Annotated in this window: 20 protein-coding genes; 11 read left to right on the top strand and 9 right to left on the bottom strand. The window is 58.9% G+C overall.

All coding sequences use genetic code 11. From position 1 onward, the window contains the following. Positions 1-26: 26 nt before the first annotated feature. The 4 genes from KW062_RS03350 to ureE are packed head-to-tail and all read right to left on the bottom strand — an operon-like array spanning position 27 to position 2,432. Positions 27-599 carry a HupE/UreJ family protein gene (locus KW062_RS03350; RefSeq protein WP_027617563.1) on the bottom strand — a complete coding sequence of 191 codons (573 nt, stop codon included), beginning with the start codon at positions 597-599 and terminating at the stop codon, positions 27-29. Between the two features lie 37 nt (positions 600-636). Continuing rightward, a complete protein-coding gene (gene ureG, locus KW062_RS03355) occupies positions 637-1,251 on the bottom strand; it encodes an urease accessory protein UreG (protein WP_105753993.1) in 615 nt (204 codons plus the stop codon). A gap of 9 nt (positions 1,252-1,260) precedes the next feature. Next, on the bottom strand, positions 1,261-1,935 hold the full coding sequence (locus tag KW062_RS03360) for an urease accessory protein UreF (protein ID WP_105753992.1): 675 nt from the start codon (positions 1,933-1,935) through the stop codon (positions 1,261-1,263). Beyond that, positions 1,932-2,432 (bottom strand): urease accessory protein UreE, encoded by a 501-nt coding sequence (gene ureE / locus KW062_RS03365; RefSeq protein ID WP_027617566.1) that lies wholly within the window; start codon positions 2,430-2,432, stop codon positions 1,932-1,934. Before ureE ends, KW062_RS03360 begins: the two co-directional genes overlap by 4 nt. A 333-nt stretch (positions 2,433-2,765) precedes the next feature. Here ureE and KW062_RS03370 point away from each other — a divergent pair, with 333 nt between their 5' ends. Continuing rightward, positions 2,766-3,284 (top strand): C40 family peptidase, encoded by a 519-nt coding sequence (locus KW062_RS03370; protein WP_105753991.1) that lies wholly within the window; start codon positions 2,766-2,768, stop codon positions 3,282-3,284. Positions 3,285-3,289: 5 nt separating this feature from the next. On the opposite strand, the gene KW062_RS03375 is transcribed toward KW062_RS03370, so the two are convergent. Together KW062_RS03375 and KW062_RS03380 are read right to left on the bottom strand one after the other, a co-directional pair. After that, a complete protein-coding gene (locus KW062_RS03375) occupies positions 3,290-3,922 on the bottom strand; it encodes a TetR family transcriptional regulator (RefSeq protein WP_027617568.1) in 633 nt (210 codons plus the stop codon). A gap of 172 nt (positions 3,923-4,094) precedes the next feature. Continuing rightward, positions 4,095-4,436 carry a hypothetical protein gene (locus KW062_RS03380; RefSeq protein ID WP_027617569.1) on the bottom strand — a complete coding sequence of 114 codons (342 nt, stop codon included), beginning with the start codon at positions 4,434-4,436 and terminating at the stop codon, positions 4,095-4,097. Positions 4,437-4,825: 389 nt separating this feature from the next. On the opposite strand from KW062_RS03380, the gene KW062_RS03385 reads away from it, so the two are divergent. From KW062_RS03385 to KW062_RS03395, 3 genes are all read left to right on the top strand, one after another. After that, positions 4,826-6,895, top strand: a complete 2,070-nt coding sequence (locus KW062_RS03385; protein ID WP_105753990.1) for an AsmA family protein — start codon at positions 4,826-4,828, stop codon at positions 6,893-6,895. Between the two features lie 223 nt (positions 6,896-7,118). Beyond that, complete coding sequence (locus KW062_RS03390) at positions 7,119-7,937, top strand: hypothetical protein (protein ID WP_105753989.1); 819 nt, start codon at positions 7,119-7,121, stop codon at positions 7,935-7,937. 52 nt (positions 7,938-7,989) lie between these two features. After that, positions 7,990-8,697 carry a hypothetical protein gene (locus KW062_RS03395; RefSeq protein ID WP_105753988.1) on the top strand — a complete coding sequence of 236 codons (708 nt, stop codon included), beginning with the start codon at positions 7,990-7,992 and terminating at the stop codon, positions 8,695-8,697. A 45-nt stretch (positions 8,698-8,742) separates the two neighbouring features. Here the strand turns inward: KW062_RS03395 and KW062_RS03400 are convergent, their stop codons facing one another. Beyond that, complete coding sequence (locus KW062_RS03400; protein ID WP_027617573.1) at positions 8,743-9,273, bottom strand: ferritin-like domain-containing protein; 531 nt, start codon at positions 9,271-9,273, stop codon at positions 8,743-8,745. Positions 9,274-9,444: 171 nt separating this feature from the next. On the opposite strand from KW062_RS03400, the gene KW062_RS03405 reads away from it, so the two are divergent. After that, positions 9,445-10,335: an esterase/lipase family protein gene (locus KW062_RS03405; protein WP_105753987.1), complete on the top strand. Its 891-nt coding sequence runs from the start codon at positions 9,445-9,447 to the stop codon at positions 10,333-10,335. Here KW062_RS03405 and KW062_RS03410 read toward each other — a convergent pair. Next, complete coding sequence (locus tag KW062_RS03410; RefSeq protein ID WP_105753986.1) at positions 10,332-11,207, bottom strand: DMT family transporter; 876 nt, start codon at positions 11,205-11,207, stop codon at positions 10,332-10,334. The two genes, KW062_RS03405 and KW062_RS03410, sit on opposite strands and share 4 nt — an antisense overlap. Before the next feature lie 95 nt (positions 11,208-11,302). Between KW062_RS03410 and KW062_RS03415 the strand changes: the two genes are divergently transcribed. The 4 genes from KW062_RS03415 (at position 11,303) to KW062_RS03430 (ending at position 18,183) form a co-directional block, all read left to right on the top strand. Then, positions 11,303-12,085 (top strand): AraC family transcriptional regulator, encoded by a 783-nt coding sequence (locus KW062_RS03415; protein ID WP_027617576.1) that lies wholly within the window; start codon positions 11,303-11,305, stop codon positions 12,083-12,085. Between the two features lie 217 nt (positions 12,086-12,302). Continuing rightward, positions 12,303-16,634: a dermonecrotic toxin domain-containing protein gene (locus tag KW062_RS03420; protein WP_256350884.1), complete on the top strand. Its 4,332-nt coding sequence runs from the start codon at positions 12,303-12,305 to the stop codon at positions 16,632-16,634. Between the two features lie 123 nt (positions 16,635-16,757). Continuing rightward, the gene (locus KW062_RS03425) at positions 16,758-17,063 is read left to right on the top strand and encodes a PsiF family protein (protein WP_027617577.1); all 306 of its coding nucleotides are present in this window, start codon (positions 16,758-16,760) and stop codon (positions 17,061-17,063) included. Positions 17,064-17,169: 106 nt separating this feature from the next. Continuing rightward, positions 17,170-18,183, top strand: a complete 1,014-nt coding sequence (locus tag KW062_RS03430; protein ID WP_027617578.1) for an AI-2E family transporter — start codon at positions 17,170-17,172, stop codon at positions 18,181-18,183. 9 nt (positions 18,184-18,192) lie between these two features. Here KW062_RS03430 and KW062_RS03435 read toward each other — a convergent pair whose 3' ends face one another. After that, positions 18,193-19,467: an Hsp70 family protein gene (locus KW062_RS03435; protein ID WP_027617579.1), complete on the bottom strand. Its 1,275-nt coding sequence runs from the start codon at positions 19,465-19,467 to the stop codon at positions 18,193-18,195. A 292-nt stretch (positions 19,468-19,759) separates the two neighbouring features. On the opposite strand from KW062_RS03435, the gene KW062_RS03440 reads away from it, so the two are divergent. Beyond that, positions 19,760-20,701, top strand: a complete 942-nt coding sequence (locus KW062_RS03440; protein ID WP_027617580.1) for a DnaJ C-terminal domain-containing protein — start codon at positions 19,760-19,762, stop codon at positions 20,699-20,701. 39 nt (positions 20,702-20,740) lie between these two features. Then, the gene (locus KW062_RS03445) at positions 20,741-21,046 is read left to right on the top strand and encodes a chaperone modulator CbpM (RefSeq protein ID WP_027617581.1); all 306 of its coding nucleotides are present in this window, start codon (positions 20,741-20,743) and stop codon (positions 21,044-21,046) included. The last annotated feature ends 155 nt before the right edge of the window (positions 21,047-21,201 follow it).

Genomic DNA, 21,201 nt, shown 5'->3' on the forward strand with positions numbered 1-21,201 from the left:
ATCGTGCTTGCAGCTTGCCACTGCTCTTATCCCACCATAAGCCAGGCGCCCATGCCGGCCGACACTGCCCCGGCTACCCGCACTAGCGGCGCAGCGGCTTGCGGCAATACCCGCACAAGCCCATAACCGGCTGCGTGCAAAGCCGCAGTGGCGAGGACGAAACCGGCGGCGTAGGTCCAGGGGCTCGACATGTCGGGCAGTTCCAGGCCATGGGCCACGCCATGGAACAGGGCGAACAGCGCTGTCGCCGTGACCGCCAGGCTTAGCGGTGGGCGTACGGCGAGCGCCACGGCCAGGCCCAGTGCCAGCACTGAGGCGGCTATTCCGCTTTCCAGCGCCGGCAGCTCCAGGCCCTCGAAGCCCAGCACGCCGCCCAGCAGCATGGTGCCGACGAAGGTGCAGGGCAGCGCCCAGCGTGCGGTGCCCTGTTGCTGGGCGGCCCACAAGCCGACGGCGAGCATGGCCAGCAGGTGGTCGAGGCCGCCGATCGGGTGGCTGATGCCGGCCAGCAGGCCATTATCACCGTGCCCCGGATGAGCGAAGGCCAGGGCCGGAGTGAGCAGTAGTGCCGCAGCGGCGAAAAGGCGATGAAGTGTCATGAATAAGCGTCCTTGTTGAGTGGCTTGTGGATAAGTGTCAGGCAGCGGTCAGCAGCCCCTGGCGTTCGATGAAGGCGATGATTTCCTCAAGGCCCTGGCCGATTTTCTGGTTACTGAAGACGAAAGGCTTGCCGTTGCGCATGCGCCGCGTATCGCTGTCCATCATCGACAGCGATGCACCCACCAGCGGCGCCAGGTCGATCTTGTTGATCACCAGCAGGTCGGATTTGCAGATCCCCGGCCCGCCTTTGCGTGGCAGCTTGTCGCCGGCCGAGACATCGATCACATAGATCGTCAGGTCGGAGAGTTCCGGGCTGAAGGTCGCCGACAGGTTGTCGCCACCGGACTCCACCAGAATCAGGTCCAGCCCGGGAAACCGGCGGTTCAGTTGATCCACCGCTTCGAGGTTGATCGAGGCGTCCTCGCGAATTGCCGTGTGCGGGCAGCCGCCGGTTTCCACGCCGATGATGCGCTCGGGGGCCAGGGCCTTGTTGCGCACCAGGAAGTCGGCGTCTTCGCGGGTGTAGATGTCGTTGGTGACCACTGCCAGGTTGTAGCGATCGCGCAGGGCCAGGCACAGGGCGAGGGTCAGCGCGGTTTTGCCGGAGCCAACCGGGCCACCGATACCGACTCGCAGGGGTTGTGTGTTCATGTGCTTCTCCTAGGAACGAAACAGGCGGCTGTACTGGCGCTCATGGGCCATGCACGCCAGGGACAGGCCGAAAGCGGCGCTGCCGCAGTGTTGGGGATCAATCGTCGAGGCATCCTGCTGGGCCTGTTGCAGCAGCGGCAGCAGTTCACTGGTCAGGCGCTGTGCGGCCTGCTGGCCCAGCGGCAAGGTTTTCATCAGCACCGCCAACTGGTTTTCCAGCCAGCTCCACAGCCAGGCAGCCAGGGCGTCCTGCGGGCTGATGTGCCAGACACGGGCGGCCAGGGCCCAAGCCAGGGCCAGGTGCGGTTCGGGATTTTGCTCAAGGAAAGCGCGGGCGCTGGCGTCCAGTTCCGGCAAGCCATTGAGCAGTTGTTGCAGGGAGTAACCCATCTGCCGGCTCTCCTGATGCAACTCGCGGGTTTCTCGACTGGCGCGGTGCTGTTCGCAGTGCTGGCTTAACAGCGGCCAGTCGTCCTCGGCGGCGGCGCGACAATGGGCGAGCAGCAAAGGCGCTTCGAAGCGAGCGAGGTTGAGCAGCAACTGGTCGCTGATCCAGCGCCTTGCCGTCCCGGGATCGCAGACGCGGCCGTTATCCACAGCCATTTCCAGGCCCTGAGAGTAGCTGTAGCCACCAATCGGCAGCTGCGGGCTGGCCAGGCGCAGCAGGGCCCATGCCGGATTCACAAGCGCACGCCAAACTGGTGCAGCTTCGGCGCGTAGTTGAAGTCTTCGTCGCCGTGTCGCGAATGATGATGGCCACCGCCGTAGGCGCCATGCTCAGGCTGGAACCCGGCCTCGATGCGTTCGGTGCGGGCGCCCAGTTGCTCGAGCATCGCCTGCAGGACGTAGTCGTCGAGCAGGCGCAGCCAGCCATCACCCACTTGCAGGGCGACATGCCGGTTGCCCAAGTGGTACGCGGCGCGTGTCAGTTCGAAGGCATTGGCGCAGGTGACGTGCAGCAGTTGTTCGGGGCGCGCGCAAACGCGCACGATGCGTCCGTCCTCTGCTTGCAGGCACTCGCCGTCGTAGAGCGGTGGTTGACCACGTTCGAGGAACAGACCGACGTCTTCGCCGTCGACACTGAAACAGCGCAGGCGGCTTTTGCTGCGGGCTTCAAAGCTCAGCAGCAGCTCTGCGGTCCAAAGGGGTTGTGGGGCGATTCGGCGACGGATTACCAGCATCAGGCAGCTTCCAGCGATGAGCAATAAGCACGCTAGAGCAAGGGGCTTGCCAACCCGCTCGGGTGTAGGAAAGTCCTGTAGGTATTGGCTATGTGCCAGGCGAGCCATGGACTACAGGTTGCGAAATGTTTCATTGTGGTGCGTGCGCAATGTTTATTGCGCCGAAACCGTGCGTCGTGTAGACGCCGGAAAAACGCACGGGAAATCAACAACTTGTTGTTCCATGCCTGATTTAAGGACTAGTCCTACAGGAATGACGGATCGGGCGTACATGTGCTTACTTTGCAGGCCACTAGGATGCCGCCCCGTGTTTAATCCGCGACGGTATCCGTTATGTGCAGGGTATTTACATTTTTAGTGCTTATTAGTCTGCTGCTCCTTACTTCAGCGGCCTGGGCCAATCTCGACTCGCGCAGCCTCACCCCAAAACCATTCGGCTCGGCGTTGCAGGCTGTGCCGCAGCCGTCCATCGAGAACGTTGTCGACCGTGCCCACCAACTCTTGGGCACGCCTTACAAATGGGGTGGCGCGACTCAGGCGCAAGGATTCGATTGCAGCGGTTTGCTGGTGTATCTGTTCAAGACCGAGGCCAATCTCCAACTGCCACGCACCACCGGGGCGATGCAACGTTCCAGTGCGGCAACCATCAAGCGCGGTGCCCTGAAACCGGGCGACGCGGTGTTTTTCAAGGGCAACGGGCGTCAGCAAATCAACCATGTGGGACTTTATGTAGGCGAGGGCAAGTTCATTCACTCGCCGCGCACAGGCAAGAACACCCGTATCGACTCATTGACCAACAGTTACTGGAAGAAAAACTTCACCTTCGGCAAGCGTTTTCACGCGGTGCGGTGATTGGGCTATTCGGTACTGCCCAATCCCTGCCAGTGCTTGAGGCCGATGAAAATGAAGCGCAACTGCTGGGTGATCTTCGCCTGCGGGGTCAGATGCTCGGGCAGCGCCTCGGCGGGCGGATCGATGATATCGGGCAGGGTAGCGAACACACTTTTGACGATCAGGTCGGCGATCACTGACAAGCCGGCCAGGTCCAGGTGCTGCAACTTGGGCATCAACGACAGGTCGGCAGCCAGGTCCGCGCTGATGTTCTCGCGCAATTGACCGATGGCCTGCCGTACCGGCAAAGAACCGCCGTATTGCTCGCGGGCGAGGAACAGAAACTGCGAACGGTTGGCGGCGACCACGTCGAGGAAGATCCGAACCGAAGCGTCGATGATGCCGCCCATGACGAATTCGTTGTGGCGTACCAGGCGAATGGTTTCACGGAAGGTCTGGCCGACCTCGCTGACCAGTTCCAGGCCCAGTTGATCCATATCGGCGAAGTGACGGTAGAACCCGGTGGGGACAATCCCGGCGGTTTTCGCCACTTCACGCAGGCTCAGGCTGCCAAACCCCCGGCCACACTCCATCAGATGGCGAGCGGCGTCCATCAGGGCGTGGCGGGTCTGTTGTTTCTGTTCGGCGCGGGGCGGCATCGGGTGGCTGACTTCTAATCAGGGACGGCGGCGCACTCTAGCAAATCGGCTTCGCTGGCGTCGAACTGGCATTGGCAGGTGCAGGCGAGAAGGGTGTCGCGGGGAAATGCATGGTTTACAAAGTCAAAGCCCGACTCCAGGGAGTCGGGCTTTTTTCCAGGCCACCATGGGCTCAGCTCACAGTGCTGTTGCGGTCGATCACACGGTCACCACCACCTTCGGCAACCACCTGACCTTGTGGGGTACGGTCATAGCCGTCTTCAACCAGACCTTTTTCTTCCAGGCGATCACGACCACCTTCGGCAATGGTCTGGCCTTGTGGAGTGCGGTCGAAGCCATCTGCGGCTACTTTGTTGCGTTCCAGCAGACGGTCAGAACCACCTTCGGCAACGGTCTGGCTGAACACCGAGTGTTCGGCTTTGACTTGCGGGGTTGCTTGCTCGGCGGCGGGCAGGGCAAATGCGTTGGCGGCAAGGATCGAGAGGGTCAGGCTCAGCAGTAATTGGCGTTTCATGATCGTGTGCTCCGTAGGTGGGCGACAAAGTGGGTACGAAGCCAATGCTACTCTCGATAAATCGATATAAAAGTTCATAAGGACAATGGTAATAATCAACGGAATTGATGGTTCTGCTGGAAGGCTCTAGAACGGGCGTTTCCGGCGAGCGTTTCAGCACTGATGTGGGTATTTTCGACTCAGGTGTGGGTCATAAAAGTGCGGGCGAGGTAACAGCTTGTTGTCGGATTGATCAGGAAAAAACCGCTTATTTGCCGCTGAATCGGCTTTTTCATTAAACCTGCGGGCCATTTGCCAGTCGTAGTTTGCAGAGACGGTCGATTTTCGGCCCGGAATTTTCAACGTGCGTCGCCGTCAGGACGCCGAGCAGTGATCAGGAGCTTTGTGCAATGACGCGCACCGGAAAAATTTTCGCCTGGGTCCTCGCCAGCCTGGTGCTGTTGTTGGCGGTACTGCTGGTGATCATCGCGTTCTTTGATTGGAACCGAATCAAACCGCCACTCAATGCCAAGGTCTCCGAGGAGCTGCATCGGCCCTTCGCGATCAATGGCAATCTGGCGGTGATCTGGAAGCGTGAACCCGACGAAGGCGGCTGGCGAGCCTGGGTGCCGTGGCCCCATGTGGTAGCCGAGGACATTAGTCTGGGCAATCCGGACTGGCTCAAGCAGCCGCAGATGGCCAGTCTCAAGCGCGTAGAGCTACGGGTTTCGCCGCTGGCCCTGCTGGCGCAACGGGTGGTGATTCCGCGTATCGACCTGACAGAGCCCAATGCCCAACTGCAGCGGTTGGCTGATGGGCGCGCCAACTGGACGTTCACCTTCGATCCCAAGGATCCGGATGCCGAACCGTCGAACTGGGTGGTCGATATCGGCTCGATCGGCTTCGACAAGGGCCACGTCACGCTCGACGATCAAAGCCTGAAAACCCGCCTCGACCTGCTGATCGATCCGTTGGGCAAGCCGATTCCGTTCAGCGACATTGTCGGTGACAAGCTCGCGAAGAAAACCCTGGAGCGGGGCGCGGCCCCACAGGATTACGCCTTCGCGATCAAGGTCAAAGGTCAGTATCACGGCCAGGCGCTCAACGGCCAAGGCAAGGTCGGTGGTTTGCTGGCCTTGCAAGACTCGGCCAAACCCTTTCCGCTGCAGGCTCAGGTGCAAATCGCCGCTACCCGGGTCGAACTGGCCGGGACCCTGACAGATCCGTTGAACCTCGGTGCTCTGGACCTGCGTCTGAAATTGGCGGGCAATAGCCTCGGTAATCTCTATCCGTTGACTGGCGTGACCCTTCCCGATTCGCCGCCTTACGCCACAGACGGGCACCTGAGCGCCAATCTGCGGGCGTCCGAGGGCGCGAAATTCAGCTACGAAGACTTCAACGGCACCATCGGCAGCAGCGACATCCATGGCAACCTGACGTATGTCGCCAGCCAGCCGCGACCCAAACTCAGTGGGGCGCTGGTCTCCAATCAACTGCTGTTCGCCGACCTCGCGCCGCTGATCGGTGCCGATTCCAACGCCAAGCAAAAGGCGCGGGGTGGAGAGAGCAAGCAGCCTGCGGACAAACTGTTGCCGGTCGAAGAGTTTCGCACCGAGCGCTGGCGTGACATGGACGCAGATGTCGAATTCACCGGCAAGCGCATCGTCCACAGCGAAAAACTGCCGTTCAATGACCTGTACGCCCACGTGATTCTCAATGACGGCCAGCTCAGTCTCGAACCGCTGCGCTTTGGCGTGGCGGGCGGCAAGCTGGACGCGCAGATCCGTTTGAACGGGCACGCCGCGCCGCTGCAGGGGCGTGCCCGATTGAGTGCGCGTGGCTTCAAGCTCAAGCAGCTGTTCCCGACCTTCGAACCGATGAAAACCAGCTTCGGCGAACTTAACGGCGATGCCGATATTAGTGGTCGCGGCAACTCGGTGGCGGCGTTGTTGGGGAGTGCCAATGGCGATCTGAAGATGTTGATCAATGACGGGGCAATCAGCCGCGAGTTGATGGAGTTGGCCGGGCTGAACGTGGGCAACTATGTGGTCGGCAAGATCTTTGGCGACAAGGACGTGAAGATCAATTGTGCGGCCGCCGATTTCGGTATCAAGGATGGCCTGGCCACCTCGCGTTTGTTCGTGTTCGACACCGAGAACGCAGTTATCTACATCGATGGCACGGCCAATATGGCCACCGAACAGTTGGACTTGACCATCACTCCCGAGTCCAAGGGATGGCGTTTGATTTCCTTGCGTTCACCCTTGTATGTGCGCGGCAAATTCATCAAGCCGGATGCCGGGGTCAAGTCGGTGCCCTTGATGCTACGCGGTGCCGGGATGGTTGCGCTGGGTGTCATTGCGGGACCGGCGGCCGGGCTGCTGGCGCTGGTGGCACCCAGTGGCGGTGAAGCCAATCAGTGCGCGCCGCTGTTGGAGCAGATGAAAATGGGGAAGGCGCCGAAGACGGTGAAGGGGTAAGAAGCTGCATAATCACTGTGCTGGAAAAACAAATGACGTTGAATGGGCGCTGATAACGGACTGGATGCGCTCCATGCGGGTGAAGTGCGAGGTTTGTTAAGTGCTTGGTAATTTGTTGTTGTAAATGTGCGTTGGTGTCGGTGATTGTATTTGTTTAGTTTGTGAGTGGCAGTCATTTGGCTGTTGTTCAGAAACCACCTATCATTTGAGTAAGGATATTTAAATGAGCAATCTTATGCCCGGTATCGAAGAGCGTATTGCGTTTTTTGATAGTGCTGTACTTGCACCCTTTCATGCTTCCAGGACTATCAGGTCCTTTGCAGGGGAAGATGAAGGTCTCAAGGAGGAAGGCGTCAAAGAAGAAGGCGGCCTGCTGCTTGTGGGTGACGACAAACCCGTCACACTTGCCTTTGCCGATAATCTTGATGGCGACATCGCGCAAGCGGCACGAGACAGTATTACCTATGCAGAGCGGTACGCCGACGGTAATGCCAACAAAGCCGAAACGCCAATGAGGTGGCACGCCAAGTATGCAACTGCCATGAAATATTGTGGCTGGTCCACCACCGGCTATAAGTATGCCAGTCATACCGTCAAGCAGAAAAGTATAACCATGGAGTCCATTGTCCTGGATATTATCGGTGCCGTTGCCGGGCCCAACAAAGCGGCAATGTTGAAGCTGTTGGGCGACGCCTTCGGGACGATAAAGTCCAACGATGGACTGATCACATTGTTTGACAAGAACAGTAAAAGCGGTAAAGACGCCGATTTTCGGATCGTTCCCTGCCTGTCATCAGCCAAGGGAACGGCCATTAGCGCGTTGCTCGCAATGGACTGTGAACTGAAGACAGAGCAGGGTGGGGCCTGGTTCTGGAAATGGAACATGTCCGAAGTGAAAATGAAAAAAGCCGCTGCGGTTATCGAACTTAATATAGACGAACATGAGCGGGTCAGGGACTGGATTCTTGAAGCGTTGGGTGCGAACAGTGAGGCCTTCTTCAAGTCGGCCAAGCTCGCGAGCTACGATGATTCAGATAGTTGAAGTTGCAGGCGGGCTAGTGGTTTAGCCCGCACTTGCTTCTCTGGAGATGTTCATGGGAAAGGATGACCTGTTACTCGTAGACGGTGGGCTGGTGTATGTTCCGCAAGGTTTTTCATCATCGTATCAAGGTGATGTCATTCGTGCGTTGCTCTATTGTTCTCTGTACGCAAAATCAAAATTCAATGTGTTTGCTGAGGCGCAAAGTTGGAGTGCGCGACATAATAAGGCCTTGCTTAATCTCAAGTGGAATCGAGAGCGCGATCGAGCGATTGTAGTTGAACAGAGTGGTGCGGGTTTTGTTCTGAGTAAGTTGCTTGAGGAGAAACTCTACCCCGTTCTCGGTGGCGGTCCTGCGCAAGACTTTGAGTCGGTAGTCGCCGGTGTCGAGCAGTTATCGACGGAACTTGGAAGTTGGAAAGCGCTTAGGGCGGCTACGGTACTGCAAAACAGCGGGGAAGAGGGCGCCCCGGCCTCACAGGTTGTGCTGCGGGTTAATTTGCTCGGCGCAGCAGCGAGTATCCACTCGGTATTTATTCATTTCAAAACCAATGAGGAGGTTGGCGCTGGCTTTTTCAACCAGCCTTTTGAGGCGGTGGATAATCTGCGCATAGACTTTACGCAATATTCGCTGAACAGTGAGGCCTATGAAAAAGGAGGGATTCGCACGCTGGTGCTGGAGCAACTCCTGGATGCACTCAATAAAAAAGTGCTCAGCCTGGGGTCCACGCCTGCGGATGACAAGTTTGTCGGTCTGCTTTGACTGCTGGCCTTGTTGTGGTGCACCACAACAAGGCTTTTCCAACCCCTACAATCCTTTCAGCAAATCCGCCATATCATCCGCATGCTCTTCTTCCTGAGCCAGGATGTCTTCGAAAATCCGCCGCGTAGTCGGATCCTTTTCGCCAATGTACTGAATAATCTCGCGGTAGCTGTCGATCGCGATACGCTCGGCGACCAAGTCTTCGTAGACCATCTCTTTGAGGGTGTTGCCCGCCACGTATTGGGCGTGGGAGTTTTTCGACAGCAAGTCGGGATTGAACTCCGGCTCGCCTCCCAACTGCACAATGCGCTCGGCGAGTTTGTCGGCGTGCTGGGCTTCCTGGGTGGCGTGCTCCAGGAACTCGTCGGCGGCGACTGCGGCTTTCAGGCCTTCGGCCATGAAGTAGTGGCGTTTATAACGCAGCACGCAGACCAATTCAGTGGCCAGCGATTCGTTGAGCAGGCGTAGCACCTCTTCGCGATTGGCGCTGTAGCCTTCAGTCACGGCACCGTTCTCGACGTGGGTGCGGGCGCGCTGGCGCAGGGTGTTTACATCGGATAACTGGATGTCACTCATTTCGGTTTCCTCGGGCTGATTCGGCAGGCATACGCTCTATTGGCGTGTTCTTTAGGTGTGAGTGGCGGGCCGTAGGAAAAGTTTTATCGGATTTTTCGTTGTCATAGACTGATCGTGAAGCTGTCATCAGCCCTGACGATGCTGGAACGCCCACTACAAGGAAGTCTGTCCATGACGCAGGACACCGCGACGCGTTACCCCTTGGTATTGGTCCCGGGCATGCTCGGATTTGTGCGTCTGGTGCTGTATCCGTACTGGTACGGCATCATCCCGGCCTTGCGCCGTGGCGGTGCCAATGTGATCGCGGTGCAGGTGTCGCCGGTCAACTCCAACGAGGTGCGCGGTGAAGAGCTGCTGCTGCAGATTCAGTCGATCCTGCGGGAAACCGGCGCAGATAAAGTCAATTTGATCGGCCATAGCCAAGGCTCGTTGACCGCTCGTTATGCCGCCGCCAAACGGCCCGACCTGGTGGCATCGGTGACCTCGGTCGCCGGTCCCAACCATGGCTCGGAATTGGCGGACTACCTGCATCGCCACTACCCGCCCGAGAGTGCCAAGGGGCGATTCTTGAGTGGCGTGTTGAACGTGGTCGCCTGGCTGATTGGGCTGCTGGAAACCGGACATCACGTGCGCAAGTGGCCGGTAGACGTCCACGCTTCCCACAACTCACTGACCAGCGCCGGTGTGGCGCTCTTCAACCAGCATTATCCACAGGGGCTGCCCGAGACCTGGGGCGGGCAGGGCGCCGAAGAGGTCAACGGCGTGCGCTATTACTCCTGGTCGGGCACCTTGCAGCCGGGCAAGACCGACCGTGGCGGCAACCTGTTCGATGGCAGCAACCGCAGTTGCCGCCTGTTTGCCCGCACCTTCGTGCGCGAGGCCGGGCAGTGCGATGGCATGGTCGGGCGCTACAGCTCGCACCTGGGCACGGTCATCGGCGATGACTTCCCGCTGGATCACTTCGACATCGTCAACCAATCGCTGGGGCTGGTGGGCAAGGGCGCCGATCCGGTGCGCTTGTTTGTCGAGCACGCGCAGCGTTTGAAAGCGGCGGGGGTTTAGGCGCGACCGAGGACCCGGGTCCAGCGCTCCGAGACAATCACTCCGCCCAGGGTCAGGGCGCCCCCCACCAAGTGGAACAGCGCAAGCTGCTCATGCAGCACCACAGCGGCAATCAGCGCGGTGAGCAATGGCAGCAGGTTGAAGAACTGCGTAGTGCGGCTTGGGCCCAGGCGCAACACGGCCTGCATCCACGCCAATGGCGCAACCATCGAGGCCAGCAGGCAGGCGTACAACACCAGCGGAATGTTGTGCAGGGTCGGGCCGACCTTGTCCGAGATGACAAACAACGGCAACAGCACCACCACCGCCACCAGCACCTGCAGGTACAGCAGCACCAGGGGCGGCAAGCGCAGTTGCCATTTCTTCAGCAGGGTGCTGTAGACCGCATAGGCCAGGGTCGCGATCAGCATCATCGCATCACCCAGGTTGACCCCATGCTCCAGCAGCGTGCCGAGGCTGCCGGACGACACCACGACCAGCACGCCGGCGAACGACAGCAGCGCACCGACCAGGGCGCCAGCGGTCAAGCGCTGGCCAAGGCTGATGATGGCCATTGCCAGCGACATCAACGGCATCAGCGACAGGATGATGCCCATATTGGTGGCCGTGGTCAGGCTCGCGGCAAAGTACGCCAGACTCTGATACACCGCCATACCGAGCACGCCGAGGATGAAAATCTTGCCCAGGCTGGGGCGTATCAGCGGCCAGTGGCTGATGACGGGTTTGAGCATGAACGGGGTGAACAGCAGGCCAGCGAGCAGCCAGCGATAGAAACCGATCTCGGCGGGGAAAATCGCCCCGGCCGACATTTTGGTGATGACGGTGTTGCCCGCCCAGATGAAGATGGCCAGCAGCGGATACGCGTATTGCATGGGGAAAACCAGAGCATTGATGAAGGGTGATTATCCGTTGTCTGGTTCAATGCTTATACTTCAAACCAGACAAACAACCTATGCATACGGACAACATGCCCCGTCAGCCCATTGATGTGCTGGATTTCAGCGAACTGCCGGCCCCGGTGTACTTTCGCTACGCCGATTTCGACGCACACCGTTTTGCTTCTGCGCATCGCCATCCGTGGGGCACCCTGGAATATTCGGCCCATGGTGTCTTGCACATGGAAGTCGCCGGGCGGCGCTTCATGTCGCCACCGCAGTACGCCGTGTGGGTGCCGCCGCAGACCGAACACAGTTTTTACAGTGATCAACCGATCAGCTACCGGGCGGTCTGCCTGGCGCCGTCGATCTGCCGCGATTTGCCGGGGCAGGGATGCACCCTGGCCATCAGTGACATCATCAAGGCGATCCTCCAGGACTTTGCCGGCCGTGACGTCAAGATCCCTGAGCATGCCGCCGACGCCCGTCTGGCGCAGGTCCTGGTCGACCAACTGCAACAGGCACCGGTGCATGAAGGTTTCCTGCCTTACGCCAGCAGCGCGGGACTGCTGGGCATTCTGGAAACCCTGCAAGCGGCGCCCGGTGATAACCGGACCCTGGCGCAGTGGGCTGACGGGATTCATGTCAGCGAACGGACCCTGGCTCGGCAGTTCGTCAAAGAATTAGGCATGAGCTTTGGCCAATGGCGCCAACGGTTGCGATTCGTCGCCTCGATCGAGGCACTGGACAGTACTCGCAGCATTCAGGAAATTGCCTTCGACATGGGGTACAGCAGCGCATCGGCGTTTATTGCCATGTTCCAGCGTCAGGCAGGGTGTACGCCGGAGTACTACCGTCGCTATAAAGTTCTTTGAATAACCCGGAATTAAACTAATCACCGCTCAGGATTAGACAAGTCTTACGTCATTGTCGGAATCTAACTTCATCTGCACTGATTTGAGCGCTGTAGGGTTTGCCGGGGTCTTTTACGGTAGGCGGTAGTCGCTGTTAATGGGCGTAGCTCGTGGTGTTGATTGGGCCACTGTCTACGTTGAAAGACCCGCTCAATTCATTTCAAGCGGGTATTATTCAATGGCATCAACTTCAAATAAAGATGTACTAGCGGGCATGGGCTCGCCAGTCAGCATTCACCGCGATTTTTTCAAGAAAGCTGTTCCTGTCTGGTTGGCCAAGGCTGACCCTGCGCGCGTGGCGTCTTTACAGACCAGCCGAATCGTCTTGCCTGATTGGGCCAAGACACTTTCCGAAGCCGAACAGGCCGATCTGAGGCGCGCGATCAGCGCCAGCTGGTCGGCGCAGACCGCCGTCGACAAGATGTTTGCCGAACTCCAGGACGCCTATGCCTTCGGTGAGCCACGGCTTCGCCAGAAAATCATCGAAATGTACGGGGTGGATGTCGACGTCAAGGAGACCTTTGTGAAGTTGTACCGCGGCGGTGTCGGGAAAACCCTTTCCCTGCTCGATGCCGCGTTGCAGAACTTCTCCGCGTCAGACAAATTCCGCGACTCGAATTATATGGGGCGGCCGTCGGCTGACGGGCGTTATGAGATAAAGCCGATTGACCAGAACATGAGCATCAGGCAGTTCACGCAACTGTGCCGAACATTGGACCTGGGCAAGCAGTATCAAGACTATCTCAATGAATACATGAATGTTTCCGACCCGTTTTCCGTAAGGGTGGTGAAACTTCGTGTTATTGAAAGCCATCGCTGTGCTTTCAAGGCCGCCCTGGAACTTGCTCGATTGAGAGACCACATCAGCCCTGACGCCTATCGGGTGGCCAATGGTTTGTATAACGGTCATAAAAACTTGTTTCTCGACGGCGCCCCCGTGCGTTTTTACAACTTGCAGATAATGGACTCGCGATTGTTCGGGATCGTGCTGATCGCTCCCGATTTGCAGGCCCCGGCGAGTGGCAACCGGCGAGTCATTGCTTACGTGCCGCACGACCCGGAACACCCGTTGAAGGAGTACCCTTCTTCCCTGGAGTTCCTCAATGACCTGACCCGCAAACTTCGCGACACTTCGGCACCGACCGGCGGCAAGCCGAGCTATCAGCAGTTTTTCAGTCGATTCGTTGCTCACCGTCAACGCGGTCACTTCTTTGCCAATCTCCGGCAACGGCTGAATAAGGTGATCTGGCACCCGTACGAGCCCGGATCCAACGTGCCCAGTTGGCGGGAGACGCCGGTAGAGTCGCCCAGGCTGCATTTTGGTGTACTGGCCTTTGGAGACGACAACATCCAGCGCTTCCGCGGGGATCTCTGGGAGTATCTCTATGAACAACAGCTGAACAAAGTTTTCAGCGATGCTCGCGAGTTGCTGATCTCCACCGCCGATGCCGACGACGAGGCCTACTGGCATTGGATAGACGACCTGGAAAACATCCTCTCCGAGGTTTTTCAGGCCGCGTTGATGGTGGTGACGCCTTTTGTGCCCTTTCTGGGCGAGGTGATGCTGGCCTACACCGTCTATCAATTGACCAGTGAGGTGGTGGAAGGCGTGGTCGACCTCTCCGAAGGGCAGTACGCCGAAGCGGGCGAACACCTGATTGGCGTGGTGCAGAACCTGGCGCAGGTTGCCGCTTTCGGCGCCGCATTCGCTGGCGCCAAACTGGTGCTGTCACCCTTGATCGAAAGCGCCGTGCCGGTGACGCTGAGCAGCGGCAAGGAAAGGCTCTGGACGCGAAACCTCGAGCCTTATCAACACGACCTGAGTCTGCCTGCCGAATCGAAACCAGACGAGCGAGGATTGCATCAATATCAGGGCAAGGCGGTGCTGCGTCTGGATGACCTTCATTATCAACTGAAGGGTGATCCTCAGAAAAATCAGCTTCGGCTCGTCCATCCGCAGCGTCCCGACGCTTATCAACCGCTGGTGCACCATAACGGTAGAGGCGCTTTCGTGATTGAGGGTGAACGACCGTCGCAGTGGAATGAGCAAACCCTGATGGCACGCCTTGGGCCTGAGGTCGACGGCTTGCAGGATGCCGGCCCGGCCATTCGCACGATCAGTGATTCACCGATCTCGGCGATGCGCCGCATGTATGCCAATAACGAGCCGCCCTTGCCGCTGCTCAGTGACACGCTGACGCGCATGCACATTGATCGCTCGCTGCAGTCGTTCTGTGAGCAGATCGCCAGCTCCCGGCCTGAGGAGTACCTGCAGGCCGATATCCCGACTCAACTGCAATTGCTCGACGGATTGTGGCCCAGTGAACGAAGGGTTCAGGTGCTTGCCGCAGATGGCCGGACCGTCCTTGGCGAACTGGGTTCGTCCAGCGCGCCACGTGAGCGGGTCTATGCCGACCAGTTGCTGAATCAGGATTTGCTGCAAACCCTGTTAGCCCATCTGAGCGAAGAGCAAATCGAGCAGTTGATTGTGCGTGAGCTGGGCGCCTCGACGCTGACACCGCAAGCGAATGCGCAAACGCTGAGGACGGAGCTGGCACAGCGGGCGGTGTACAAGCGCGGTCATTTGTTCGAGCGCCGCTATGCGGCGCATGAGCGGCAATGGGGCGCGTCGATTCAGTGGGTGCGCGATCAGGTGCCGGGCTTGCCAGGAGCGGTGGTCCAGGAGTTGCTGGCCATCGCCAGTCCTGTGGAGTTGCAGGCCGTGGCCGGCGGGCGTCTGCCTGCGCGGCTCGAAGGGCTGGCGCGCTTTGCCCTGGAGGAGGTGCGCGTCACGCGGGCTTACGAGGGGATTTATCTGGCCTCGGTCGAGAGCTTCGACACCGACAGGCTGGTGCTGCACTCCGTGGAAAATCTGCCGGGTTGGCCGAAGGATTTGCTTATTCAAGTCAGGCGTTATGGCGCAGAAGGGCAACTGCTGGACAGCATCGGTCCACAGGAGGCTCGACTCCAACGCACGATCGTCCTCGGCGCGGATGGCGGTTTTGAAGTGTCAGATGAGCAGGGAGTCGTGCTGGGGGAGCGCAATGATTTTCACGGGGCCATTTTATTGGCCTTGCCGGATGTTGATCTGATGACCCTGGGGTTCGCTCGCAATCAGATGCAAGGGTTCAAACAGGCCGTTCGCGGACACTTGCTGGCGCGTGAAAAATTGCCACAGGTGTTGGGTCGCTATCCCGAGACTGCGCCACCGCCCTATGACCCACGCCTGTTGCGTCTGCGAGGAGGCGCTCCGGGGGATGTCAGGCCGTTGTCAGACGCGGAAATGCTGAATATCTCCGGCGATCACCTGCTTTTTTATGCTTATGGCAACGCACAGATACCTCCGGCGATAGAGGCCAATTATCGCCAGGCGATCAGTTTGGTCCATGAGCGCTTTGGGATTGATGGGCTTAACAACCTGGAGACGGCCTACGTTGAAGGGGTGACGGATACCCTGGATATGGTCATTCTCAGGCAGAGCATTGAGTCTTTACCCGAGTTGCGCGGCTTGTTGGCGCCGGAGAAATTCTCCGAGCTGCTGGATAACCTGTTACGGCGTCCGACCATTCCCTTGGCCGCTGAACAACGCGCCTTGGCCCAAACCGGGCGTTATCTGCAGGCAACCGGACGATTAGCCGAGTATCAGGCGCTGCTCGATTCTGTACGGGAAGGCGAGAGCCCGGCGGACGTCAAAGCTAACTTGGCTGACTATGCTGAATTGTTAGGTCAAGACCCGGTACCGCCTACTCCGATCATTGAAGTGGACTCGCAAACCATGGCCAACCTGCGCCTGGCGCAGCGCACGATCGAACGCAGCAGGGAGTTGCTGCCCTTGTCTGGCAATCAGAAGCCGAGTATCTGGGAGAAAGGCGGCTCGGCTATCGCCAAGCTGAAAAACCTCAGGAAAATCGATCTGGCGACAGGATTGCCCACCGCCAATCTGACCATCGCCGAAGCGGCCAGGGGGGCGATTGAAATCAAGGGTGGCAACTGTTCGGAAAATTCGAAAGTGACTTTCTCGATCCTGGCCAGCCAACCCCGTGACAGTGCGATTCATATTGTCAAAGCGCCTAGATATGACCATCAATTCGTCGTTATCGGTGACTTGAAGGGGCCAAAAGAGCAATTGGTTGTCGCTGACTCCTGGCCAGAGTTTCCCGCCGCCCACCTCGCCAGCGAGTGCTACTTCAAATATGACATAGAGAATCCGGTGATAAGCCTCCCCCCAGGACCTGCCATCGCCGAGTACAGCTTCATCGACGATGCTGCCCCTGGGCCGGCGGTGCTTCCTCCGCGCGGTACGGATGATTCGACCTTGAGGTCGATCAAGGTCCCCAAACTGCATTTGAAAGGCGCGTATGCCCAATGGACCTCATTGGAAGAGCTGGGCAGCACATACGCGGAGCCGCAGGGGCAAGCTGTTTCCTTCCAGCGGCATGATGCTGCGGTGATTGAGCGGCGAATCGACGCTTACGGCCAGTACTTGACCGCGCTCAACCCCGAGAAGTGACGCGCAGGATCAGGGGCCACAAAGCTGTTGCCCCTGATCGCTACCGAGCTGTAGGTGTAACAGGCTTTGTCTACACTCCAGTGCAAGCTGCGCCGTTCGGCGCAGTAATCAGGAGAACATGTCATGAAGATGTTGCGTATCCCGCTGTTGATGGTCGGCCTGTTGCTGTGCGCCCAGGGCTTTGCCGCCACGGCGCAGCAGGACAAAATGACCACCTGCAACGCCGACGCCACCACCAAGGCCCTCAAGGGTGATGAGCGCAAAGCCTTTATGAGCAATTGCCTCAAGGCGACCCCGGCCGCCAACGACGCCAAGGCGCTGACCCCGCAGCAGCAGAAAATGAAAACCTGCAACGCCACGGCTGCCACCCAGGCGCTGACCGGCGATGCGCGCAAGACCTTCATGAGTGACTGTCTGAAGAAAAAATAAGCCACCTGGCGCCGGGGCATACTCTGTGTAGTCTGCGGTGTACTCGCTTCAAGACGCGAACGCTGGCAGACTGCCAATCCTTTCACGCTGTTTGTTTTGAGGCTGTATGCCAACGTTTTCTCAGCGTCACGTGTTGCTGTTGGTCAGTTGGGTGATCATTTTCGGTGGTTTGCTGCTGGTCCTGCCATTGCGCTTGCTGCCCAGCCTGCTGGCCGGGTTGCTGGTCTACGAACTGGTCAACATGCTGACCCCGCAATTACAGCGCCTGATCGAAGGGCGGCGGGCACGCTGGCTGGCGGTGGCGTTGCTGGGCACCCTGGTGGTCAGTGTGCTGGCGTTGATCTTTGCCGGCGCTTTCAGCTTTCTCCTGCATGAAGCGGAAAACCCCGGCGCCTCACTGGACAAATTCATGGGCGTGGTCGATAAGGCGCGCGGTCAGTTGCCGCCGTTTGTCGATGCCTACCTGCCCGCCAGCGCCGCCGAATTTCGCGTGGCCATCGGCGAATGGTTGAGCAAACACCTGAGCGAGCTGCAATTGGTGGGCAAGGATGCCGCCCACATGTTCGTCACGCTGCTGATCGGCATGGTGCTGGGCGCGATCATCGCCCTGCAGCGGGTGCCGGACGTGACCAAGCGCAAACCCCTGGCCGCCGCCCTGTTCGACCGCCTGCACCTGCTGGTCCAGGCGTTCCGCAACATCGTCTTTGCGCAGATCAAGATTTCCCTGCTCAACACCTTCTTCACCGGGATCTTCCTCGCGCTGATCCTGCCGATGTTCGGCATTCACCTGCCACTGACCAAGACCCTGATCGTCCTGACGTTCCTGCTGGGCCTGCTGCCGGTGATCGGCAACCTGATGTCCAACACCCTGATCACCATTGTCGGCCTGTCGTTATCGATCTGGGTGGCAATGGCGGCGCTGGGCTACCTGATCTTTATCCACAAGCTGGAATACTTCCTCAACGCGCGGATTGTGGGTGGGCAAATCAGTGCCAAGTCGTGGGAGTTGCTGCTGGCAATGCTGGTATTCGAAGCCGCGTTCGGCCTGCCAGGGGTGGTGGCAGGGCCGATTTATTACGCGTACTTGAAGAGCGAGTTGAAGCAGGTGGGGATGGTTTGATCCGCTGGATCAGTCCATGGAACCGTAACGCTTGGCCGCCTCGATCGCCAAGCCGCTACCAATACTGCCAAAGATGTTGCCTTCGACATGTCGAGCGTTTGGCAGCATCGCCGACACGCTGTTGCGCAGCGCCGGGATTCCGCTCGAACCGCCAGTGAAGAACACCGTATCGACCTGGTCAACGCGCACATTGGCGTCGCTCAACAGTTGGCTGACGCTGCCGCGCACCCGATCCAGCAAGCCGTCGATGGCTGACTCGAACAGTCCCCGGCCGAGGTCCACGGCCAAGCCCGCCTCGATGCGATCCAGCGCTACGTGGCGGTTGTCGGCATGGGTCAACTGGATCTTGGTTTCTTCCACTTCCATCGCCAGCCAATGCCCGGCGCGCTGCTCGATCAGCTTGAACAGGCGGTCGATGCCGCCGGTGTCCTCGATGTCGTAGCGCATGCTGCCCAGGGCCAACTGGGACTTTTGCGAGTACACCGAGTTGATGGTGTGCCAGGTCGCCAGGTTCATGTGGTGGCTGGTGGGCATGTAGGCGCCGCTCTTCATTCGGCTGCCGTAGCCAAACAGCGGCATCACGCCCTGCAGGCTCAATTGCTTGTCGAAGTCGGTCCCGCCGACGTGCACGCCGCCGGTGGCGAGGATGTCGTCCTGGCGGTTATCCACAGTCCGTCGCTCTGGCGACAGGCGCACCAGGGAGAAGTCGGAGGTACCGCCGCCGATGTCGACGATCAGCACCAGCTCTTCTTTATCGATGGTCGACTCGTAGTCGAATGCCGCGGCGATCGGTTCGAACTGGAACGACACGTCCTTGAAGCCGATCTTGCGCGCCACTTCCACCAGTGTGTCTTCGGCTTCCTTGTCAGCCACAGGATCGTCATCGACAAAAAATACCGGCCGACCCAGTACCACCTGCTCGAACTCCCGACCGGCGGCGGCCTCGGCGCGGTTCTTGAGTTGGCCGATAAACAGTCCGAGCAAGTCCTTGAACGGCATCGCCGTACCCAGGACGCTGGTGTCGTGCTTGATCAGCTTGGAGCCGAGCAGGCTTTTCAGCGAACGCATCAGGCGCCCTTCATAACCTTCCAGGTACTCGTGCAGCGCCAGCCGGCCGTACACCGGGCGGCGTTCTTCGATATTGAAGAAGACCACCGACGGCAAGGTGATCTTGTCGTCCTCCAGCGCAATCAGCGTTTCCACGCCGGGGCGGAGCCAGCCGACAGTGGAGTTGGACGTGCCAAAGTCGATACCCAAGGCACGGGCTGGAGATGCATTGTTCATGTCTTTCAGGTTCCGGTTAAAAAACGGCCGCGCAGTGTATGTCAGTGCGCCGCAGAATCGAAGGCCGACTATCCGCTAAATCTCGGCTTTAAATGCCTTGAAAGACTATCCTTGCTCCCCAAACTTACAGGCATGGCTTGGCAGCCACGGCGCGATCAGCTGATTCGTGCGGCTGCCGATAAACTTCTGACGCGCTGTCCGGTCACAATCCTGAGATCGGTCAAGCCTGCTGCAGCTCACGAGCGCATGCTGGCAGGCGGCGCGATATCGATAACGGATGGTGATTCCCGCGATGGACTTCAAAGACTATTACAAGATTCTCGGTGTGGAACCGACCGCTGACGACAAGACGATCAAAGCCGCCTATCGCAAGCTGGCGCGTAAATATCACCCTGATGTCAGCAAGGAAAAGGATGCCGAGGCCAAGTTCAAGGACGCCTCTGAGGCTTATGAAGCGCTGAAAAGTGCTGACAAACGCGCCGAATACGACGACCTGCGGCGTTACGGCCAGCACGGGCAACCTTTTCAGGGACCTCCGGGCTGGCAGAGCCGTGGCGGCTTTGGTGGCGGTCAGGACACAGGCGACTTCTCGGACTTTTTCAGTTCGATCTTTGGCAACCGGGGCCCGGGCTTCGGTGGCGGACAATCCGGGCGCAGCGCCGGACGGCGAGGGCAGGACGTGGAAATGGAGCTGGCGGTGTTTCTCGAAGAGACCCTGTCCAACGAGTCGAAGAAGATCAGTTTCCAGGTGCCGCAGTACAACGCCGCCGGGCAACACGTCAGCAATACCAGTAAAAGCCTGAACGTGAAGATCCCGGCCGGGGTTACCGATGGCGAGCGCATCCGCCTGAAAGGCCAGGGCGCACCGGGCATCGGTGGCGGCGCCAATGGCGACTTGTACCTGACCATTCGCTTTGCGCCGCATCCGAAATTCGATGTGGAAGGCGAAAACCTGATCATCACGTTGCCATTGGCACCGTGGGAGCTGGCGCTGGGCACCGAAGTGGCCGTGCCAACCCTGACCGGCAAGATCAACCTCAAGGTTCCGGCAGGCAGCCAGAACGGCCAGCGCATGCGCGCCAAGGGCCATGGCCTGTTGAACAAGGCGGGTGAGCGCGGCTACCTGTTTGTGCAGCTCAAAGCTGTGATGCCGAAAACCGCCGACGACGAGGTCAAGGCCTTGTGGCAGGAATTGGCGAAGAAAGCCGCGTTCAACCCACGCGAGCATTTTTGATCGAGAACATTCGGTTCCAGAAAACTGGAGACACTGACTATGAGCAGCCCCCTGATCGTTCAACTGGACATGGCGCAATTTTGTGAGGCGACCGATCTACCGGCCGTCTACGTGATCGAAATCGTCGAACACGGCATCCTCGAACCCCAGGGGGCACAGCCCCAGGACTGGCGCTTCAACGATTATGAACTGCTGCTGGCCAAACGCGCCGCCAAGCTGCGGCGCGATCTGGAGCTGGAGTGGGAGGGCGTCGCCCTGGCGCTCGACCTGCTGGAAGAAGTCCAGCAACTGCGTTCCGAGAATCAGATGCTTAAACAGCGACTGGCGCGTTTGGTGGTGCTATGAAACTGAGCGTGGCCGAGTGTGAGTTGAGGGCTTTTTAAGTGTCGGCTGTGCGTTATATATATATTTTATATATTTGAAACTTTGACGGCTTGGGTGATATTTGCGTCGCTATTAGTTGGGTATTTGATTTATTAAAAATGACGGATGTTTGCTAG

This window comes from Pseudomonas fluorescens (assembly GCF_019212185.1).
GTDB lineage: Bacteria > Pseudomonadota > Gammaproteobacteria > Pseudomonadales > Pseudomonadaceae > Aquipseudomonas.

Coding starts and splice junctions, on each gene's coding strand:
- KW062_RS03350 (WP_027617563.1), bottom strand. CDS start 599: ATGACACTTCATCGCCTTTTCGCCGCTGCGGCACTACTGCTCACTCCG.
- KW062_RS03425 (WP_027617577.1), top strand. CDS start 16,758: ATGAAGATGTTGCGTATCCCGCTGTTGATGGTCGGCCTGTTGCTGTGC.
- KW062_RS03385 (WP_105753990.1), top strand. CDS start 4,826: ATGACGCGCACCGGAAAAATTTTCGCCTGGGTCCTCGCCAGCCTGGTG.
- KW062_RS03370 (WP_105753991.1), top strand. CDS start 2,766: ATGTGCAGGGTATTTACATTTTTAGTGCTTATTAGTCTGCTGCTCCTT.
- KW062_RS03445 (WP_027617581.1), top strand. CDS start 20,741: ATGAGCAGCCCCCTGATCGTTCAACTGGACATGGCGCAATTTTGTGAG.
- KW062_RS03420 (WP_256350884.1), top strand. CDS start 12,303: ATGGCATCAACTTCAAATAAAGATGTACTAGCGGGCATGGGCTCGCCA.
- KW062_RS03415 (WP_027617576.1), top strand. CDS start 11,303: ATGCCCCGTCAGCCCATTGATGTGCTGGATTTCAGCGAACTGCCGGCC.
- KW062_RS03430 (WP_027617578.1), top strand. CDS start 17,170: ATGCCAACGTTTTCTCAGCGTCACGTGTTGCTGTTGGTCAGTTGGGTG.
- KW062_RS03395 (WP_105753988.1), top strand. CDS start 7,990: ATGGGAAAGGATGACCTGTTACTCGTAGACGGTGGGCTGGTGTATGTT.
- KW062_RS03390 (WP_105753989.1), top strand. CDS start 7,119: ATGAGCAATCTTATGCCCGGTATCGAAGAGCGTATTGCGTTTTTTGAT.
- KW062_RS03440 (WP_027617580.1), top strand. CDS start 19,760: ATGGACTTCAAAGACTATTACAAGATTCTCGGTGTGGAACCGACCGCT.
- KW062_RS03375 (WP_027617568.1), bottom strand. CDS start 3,922: ATGCCGCCCCGCGCCGAACAGAAACAACAGACCCGCCACGCCCTGATG.
- ureG (WP_105753993.1), bottom strand. CDS start 1,251: ATGAACACACAACCCCTGCGAGTCGGTATCGGTGGCCCGGTTGGCTCC.
- ureE (WP_027617566.1), bottom strand. CDS start 2,432: ATGCTGGTAATCCGTCGCCGAATCGCCCCACAACCCCTTTGGACCGCA.
- KW062_RS03400 (WP_027617573.1), bottom strand. CDS start 9,273: ATGAGTGACATCCAGTTATCCGATGTAAACACCCTGCGCCAGCGCGCC.
- KW062_RS03405 (WP_105753987.1), top strand. CDS start 9,445: ATGACGCAGGACACCGCGACGCGTTACCCCTTGGTATTGGTCCCGGGC.
- KW062_RS03410 (WP_105753986.1), bottom strand. CDS start 11,207: ATGCAATACGCGTATCCGCTGCTGGCCATCTTCATCTGGGCGGGCAAC.
- KW062_RS03435 (WP_027617579.1), bottom strand. CDS start 19,467: ATGAACAATGCATCTCCAGCCCGTGCCTTGGGTATCGACTTTGGCACG.
- KW062_RS03380 (WP_027617569.1), bottom strand. CDS start 4,436: ATGAAACGCCAATTACTGCTGAGCCTGACCCTCTCGATCCTTGCCGCC.